This is a genomic window from Enterobacter cloacae complex sp. SHL021 (assembly GCF_049237765.1).
GTDB classification, from domain to species: domain Bacteria; phylum Pseudomonadota; class Gammaproteobacteria; order Enterobacterales; family Enterobacteriaceae; genus Enterobacter; species Enterobacter cloacae.
This window is the reverse complement of record NZ_JBMKJG010000048.1, coordinates 1-4,945: the sequence shown is the minus strand read 5'-3', so window position 1 is coordinate 4,945 and position 4,945 is coordinate 1. Positions and strand designations below refer to the sequence as shown.

Below are 4,945 nucleotides of genomic sequence, written 5' to 3'. Positions count from 1 at the left end.
ACTGTCGATTTTTATCTCTCCTCCCGTCGTAACAGCAAAGCTGCATACCGGTTTCTGGGTAAAATCCTCAACAACGTGAAGAAGTGGCAGATCCCACGATTCATCAACACGGATAAAGCGCCCGCCTATGGTCGCGCGCTTGCTCTGCTCAAACGCGAAGGCCGGTGCCCGTCTGACGTTGAACACCGACAGATTAAGTACCGGAACAACGTGATTGAATGCGATCATGGCAAACTGAAACGGATAATCAACGCCACGCTGGGATTTAAATCCATGAAGACGGCTTACGCCACCATCAAAGGTATTGAGGTGATGCGTGCACTACGCAAAGGCCAGGCCTCAGCATTTTATTATGGTGATCCCCTGGGCGAAATGCGCCTGGTAAGCAGAGTTTTTGAAATGTAAGGCCTTTGAATAAGACAAAAGGCTGCCTCATCGCTAACTTTGCAACAGTGCCCGCAGGGAGGACTTTCCGCAACCGGCCGTTCGATGCGGCACCGATGGCCTTCGCGCAGGGGTAGTGAATCCGCCAGGATTGACTTGCGCTGCCCTACCTCTCACTAGTGAGGGGCGGCAGCGCATCAAGCGGTGAGCGCACTCCGGCACCGCCAACTTTCAGCACATGCGTGTAAATCATCGTCGTAGAGACGTCGGAATGGCCGAGCAGATCCTGCACGGTTCGAATGTCGTAACCGCTGCGGAGCAAGGCCGTCGCGAACGAGTGGCGGAGGGTGTGCGGTGTGGCGGGCTTCGTGATGCCTGCTTGTTCTACGGCACGTTTGAAGGCGCGCTGAAAGGTCTGGTCATACATGTGATGGCGACGCACGACACCGCTCCGTGGATCGGTCGAATGCGTGTGCTGCGCAAAAACCCAGAACCACGGCCAGGAATGCCCGGCGCGCGGATACTTCCGCTCAAGGGCGTCGGGAAGCGCAACGCCGCTGCGGCCCTCGGCCTGGTCCTTCAGCCACCATGCCCGTGCACGCGACAGCTGCTCGCGCAGGCTGGGTGCCAAGCTCTCGGGTAACATCAAGGCCCGATCCTTGGAGCCCTTGCCCTCCCGCACGATGATCGTGCCGTGATCGAAATCCAGATCCTTGACCCGCAGTTGCAAACCCTCACTGATCCGCATGCCCGTTCCATACAGAAGCTGGGCGAACAAACGATGCTCGCCTTCCAGAAAACCGAGGATGCGAACCACTTCATCCGGGGTCAGCACCACCGGCAAGCGCCGCGACGGCCGAGGTCTTCCGATCTCCTGAAGCCAGGGCAGATCCGTGCACAGCACCTTGCCGTAGAAGAACAGCAAGGCCGCCAATGCCTGACGATGCGTGGAGACCGAAACCTTGCGCTCGTTCGCCAGCCAGGACAGAAATGCCTCGACTTCGCTGCTGCCCAAGGTTGCCGGGTGACGCACACCGTGGAAACGGATGAAGGCACGAACCCAGTGGACATAAGCCTGTTCGGTTCGTAAGCTGTAATGCAAGTAGCGTATGCGCTCACGCAACTGGTCCAGAACCTTGACCGAACGCAGCGGTGGTAACGGCGCAGTGGCGGTTTTCATGGCTTGTTATGACTGTTTTTTTGTACAGTCTATGCCTCGGGCATCCAAGCAGCAAGCGCGTTACGCCGTGGGTCGATGTTTGATGTTATGGAGCAGCAACGATGTTACGCAGCAGGGCAGTCGCCCTAAAACAAAGTTAGATGCACTAAGCACATAATTGCTCACAGCCAAACTATCAGGTCAAGTCTGCTTTTATTATTTTTAAGCGTGCATAATAAGCCCTACACAAATTGGGAGTTAGACATCATGAGCAACGCAAAAACAAAGTTAGGCATCACAAAGTACAGCATCGTGACCAACAGCAACGATTCCGTCACACTGCGCCTCATGACTGAGCATGACCTTGCGATGCTCTATGAGTGGCTAAATCGATCTCATATCGTCGAGTGGTGGGGCGGAGAAGAAGCACGCCCGACACTTGCTGACGTACAGGAACAGTACTTGCCAAGCGTTTTAGCGCAAGAGTCCGTCACTCCATACATTGCAATGCTGAATGGAGAGCCGATTGGGTATGCCCAGTCGTACGTTGCTCTTGGAAGCGGGGACGGACGGTGGGAAGAAGAAACCGATCCAGGAGTACGCGGAATAGACCAGTTACTGGCGAATGCATCACAACTGGGCAAAGGCTTGGGAACCAAGCTGGTTCGAGCTCTGGTTGAGTTGCTGTTCAATGATCCCGAGGTCACCAAGATCCAAACGGACCCGTCGCCGAGCAACTTGCGAGCGATCCGATGCTACGAGAAAGCGGGGTTTGAGAGGCAAGGTACCGTAACCACCCCATATGGTCCAGCCGTGTACATGGTTCAAACACGCCAGGCATTCGAGCGAACACGCAGTGATGCCTAACCCTTCCATCGAGGGGGACGTCCAAGGGCTGGCGCCCTTGGCCGCCCCTCATGTCAAACGTTATGCAGCCAAATCCCAACAATTAAGGGTCTTAAAATGGTAAAAGATTGGATTCCCATCTCTCATGATAATTACAAGCAGGTGCAAGGACCGTTCTATCATGGAACCAAAGCCAATTTGGCGATTGGTGACTTGCTAACCACAGGGTTCATCTCTCATTTCGAGGACGGTCGTATTCTTAAGCACATCTACTTTTCAGCCTTGATGGAGCCAGCAGTTTGGGGAGCTGAACTTGCTATGTCACTGTCTGGCCTCGAGGGTCGCGGCTACATATACATAGTTGAGCCAACAGGACCGTTCGAAGACGATCCGAATCTTACGAACAAAAGATTTCCCGGTAATCCAACACAGTCCTATAGAACCTGCGAACCCTTGAGAATTGTTGGCGTTGTTGAAGACTGGGAGGGGCATCCTGTTGAATTAATAAGGGGAATGTTGGATTCGTTGGAGGACTTAAAGCGCCGTGGTTTACACGTCATTGAAGACTAGTCCTTTGCATAACAAAGCCATCAAACCGGACGCCAGAGATTCCGCGCCTGTTGCGCATGGCTTCGCCATTTTATGCGCAATAGGCGCGCCACCCTGTCGCCGTTTATGGCGGCGTTAACCCAAAGGAGTATCGTGAAAATATCACTAATGGCTGCAAAAGCAAGAAATGGGGTTATTGGCTGCGGCTCGGATATCCCGTGGAACGCTAAAGGTGAGCAGCTGCTTTTTAAAGCAATAACTTACAATCAATGGCTCTTAGTCGGCCGTAAAACATTTGAGGCAATGGGGGCTCTCCCAAATAGAAAGTATGCAGTTGTCAGCCGCTCAGGATCGGTAGCTACTAACGATGATGTGGTTGTGTTTCCATCTATAGAAGCAGCAATGAGGGAGCTAAAGACTCTTACGAACCATGTTGTTGTTTCTGGTGGTGGAGAGATCTACAAGAGTCTGATCGCCCATGCCGACACGCTACATATCTCGACAATAGATTCCGAGCCAGAGGGCAATGTTTTCTTTCCGGAAATCCCCAAAGAGTTCAATGTGGTGTTCGAGCAGGAATTTCATTCAAATATAAATTATCGCTATCAAATCTGGCAAAGGGGTTAACCATCCAAGCCATCGGACACATTTTGCTTCGCTGCGCTCAAAACGCAAAATGTGCCGCTGCTTAGCGGCGTTAGATGCACTAAGCACATAATTGCTCACAGCCAAACTATCAGGTCAAGTCTGCTTTTATTATTTTTAAGCGTGCATAATAAGCCCTACACAAATTGGGAGTTAGACATCATGAGCAACGCAGTGCCCGCCGAGATTTCGGTACAGCTATCACAGGCACTCAACGTCATCGAGCATCATCTGGGATCGACGTTGCTGGCCGTGCATTTGTACGGCTCTGCACTCGACGGTGGCCTGAAGCCATGCAGTGATATTGATTTGCTGGTTACTGTGACTGCACAGCTCGATGAGACTGTGCGGCAGGCTCTGTTCGTAGATTTCCTGGAAGTTTCCGCTTCTCCCGGCCAAAGTGAAGCTCTCCGTGCCTTGGAAGTTACCATCGTCGTGTACGGCGATGTTGTTCCTTGGCGTTATCCAGCCAGACGGGAACTGCAATTCGGGGAGTGGCAGCGCAAGGACATTCTTGCGGGCATCTTCGAGCCCGCGACAACCGATGTTGATCTGGCTATTCTGCTAACTAAAGCAAGGCAACACAGCCTTGCCTTGGCAGGTTCGGCCGCGGAAGATTTCTTCAACTCAGTCCCGGAAAGCGATCTATTCAAAGCACTGGCCGACACCTTGAAACTATGGAACTCACAACCGGATTGGGCAGGCGACGAGCGGAATGTAGTGCTTACTTTGTCTCGCATTTGGTACAGCGCAGCAACCGGCAAGATCGCGCCGAAGGATGTAGCTGCCAACTGGGTAATGGAACGCCTGCCCGTCCAACATCAGCCCGTGCTGCTTGAAGCCCAGCAGGCTTACCTTGGACAAGGGATGGATTGCTTGGCCTCACGCGCTGATCAGTTGACTGCGTTCATTTACTTTGTGAAGCACGAAGCCGCCAGTCTGCTCGGCTCCACGCCAATGATGTCTAACAGTTCATTCAAGCCGACGCCGCTTCGCGGCGCAGCTTAATTCAGGCGTTAGATGCACTAAGCACATAATTGCTCACAGCCAAACTATCAGGTCAAGTCTGCTTTTATTATTTTTAAGCGTGCATAATAAGCCCTACACAAATTGGGAGATATATCATGAAAGGCTGGCTTTTTCTTGTTATCGCAATAGTTGGCGAAGTAATCGCAACATCCGCATTAAAATCTAGCGAGGGCTTTACTAAGCTTGCCCCTTCCGCCGTTGTCATAATCGGTTATGGCATCGCATTTTATTTTCTTTCTCTGGTTCTGAAATCCATCCCTGTCGGTGTTGCTTATGCAGTCTGGTCGGGACTCGGCGTCGTCATAATTACAGCCATTGCCTGGTTGCTTCATG

6 protein-coding genes and 1 pseudogene are annotated in these 4,945 nt (G+C 52.3%); 6 read left to right on the top strand and 1 reads right to left on the bottom strand.

Features of this window, described 5'->3' with window-relative positions:
- Window positions 1-405: pseudogene (locus tag ACOTZF_RS24945) on the top strand (IS6-like element IS26 family transposase); the annotation flags it as partial.
- 145 nt (window positions 406-550) lie between these two features.
- On the opposite strand, the gene intI1 reads toward ACOTZF_RS24945, so the two are convergent.
- A complete protein-coding gene (gene intI1 / locus ACOTZF_RS24940) occupies window positions 551-1,564 on the bottom strand; it encodes a class 1 integron integrase IntI1 (protein WP_000845048.1) in 1,014 nt (337 codons plus the stop codon).
- A 291-nt stretch (window positions 1,565-1,855) separates the two neighbouring features.
- On the opposite strand from intI1, the gene ACOTZF_RS24935 reads away from it, so the two are divergent.
- From ACOTZF_RS24935 to ACOTZF_RS24915, 5 genes are all read left to right on the top strand, one after another.
- Entirely contained in the window at window positions 1,856-2,410 is a 555-nt protein-coding gene (locus tag ACOTZF_RS24935) for a fluoroquinolone-acetylating aminoglycoside 6'-N-acetyltransferase AAC(6')-Ib-cr5 (RefSeq protein WP_063840321.1), read from the top strand.
- 96 nt (window positions 2,411-2,506) lie between these two features.
- Window positions 2,507-2,959 (top strand): NAD(+)--rifampin ADP-ribosyltransferase Arr-3, encoded by a 453-nt coding sequence (locus ACOTZF_RS24930; protein WP_001749986.1) that lies wholly within the window; start codon window positions 2,507-2,509, stop codon window positions 2,957-2,959.
- A gap of 132 nt (window positions 2,960-3,091) precedes the next feature.
- On the top strand, window positions 3,092-3,565 hold the full coding sequence (dfrA27, locus tag ACOTZF_RS24925; RefSeq protein ID WP_001749985.1) for a trimethoprim-resistant dihydrofolate reductase DfrA27: 474 nt from the start codon (window positions 3,092-3,094) through the stop codon (window positions 3,563-3,565).
- A 180-nt stretch (window positions 3,566-3,745) separates the two neighbouring features.
- Complete coding sequence (locus tag ACOTZF_RS24920) at window positions 3,746-4,591, top strand: ANT(3'')-Ia family aminoglycoside nucleotidyltransferase AadA16 (RefSeq protein ID WP_001749984.1); 846 nt, start codon at window positions 3,746-3,748, stop codon at window positions 4,589-4,591.
- 116 nt (window positions 4,592-4,707) lie between these two features.
- Window positions 4,708-4,945, top strand: a 238-nt coding sequence (locus ACOTZF_RS24915; protein WP_000679422.1) for a DMT family transporter, incomplete at its 3' end; no start/stop codon positions are given.

Excerpts from the sequence above, each read along its gene's own strand:
- intI1 (WP_000845048.1), bottom strand. The coding sequence starts at position 1,564 with ATGAAAACCGCCACTGCGCCGTTACCACCGCTGCGTTCGGTCAAGGTT.
- ACOTZF_RS24930 (WP_001749986.1), top strand. The coding sequence starts at position 2,507 with ATGGTAAAAGATTGGATTCCCATCTCTCATGATAATTACAAGCAGGTG.
- ACOTZF_RS24920 (WP_001749984.1), top strand. The coding sequence starts at position 3,746 with ATGAGCAACGCAGTGCCCGCCGAGATTTCGGTACAGCTATCACAGGCA.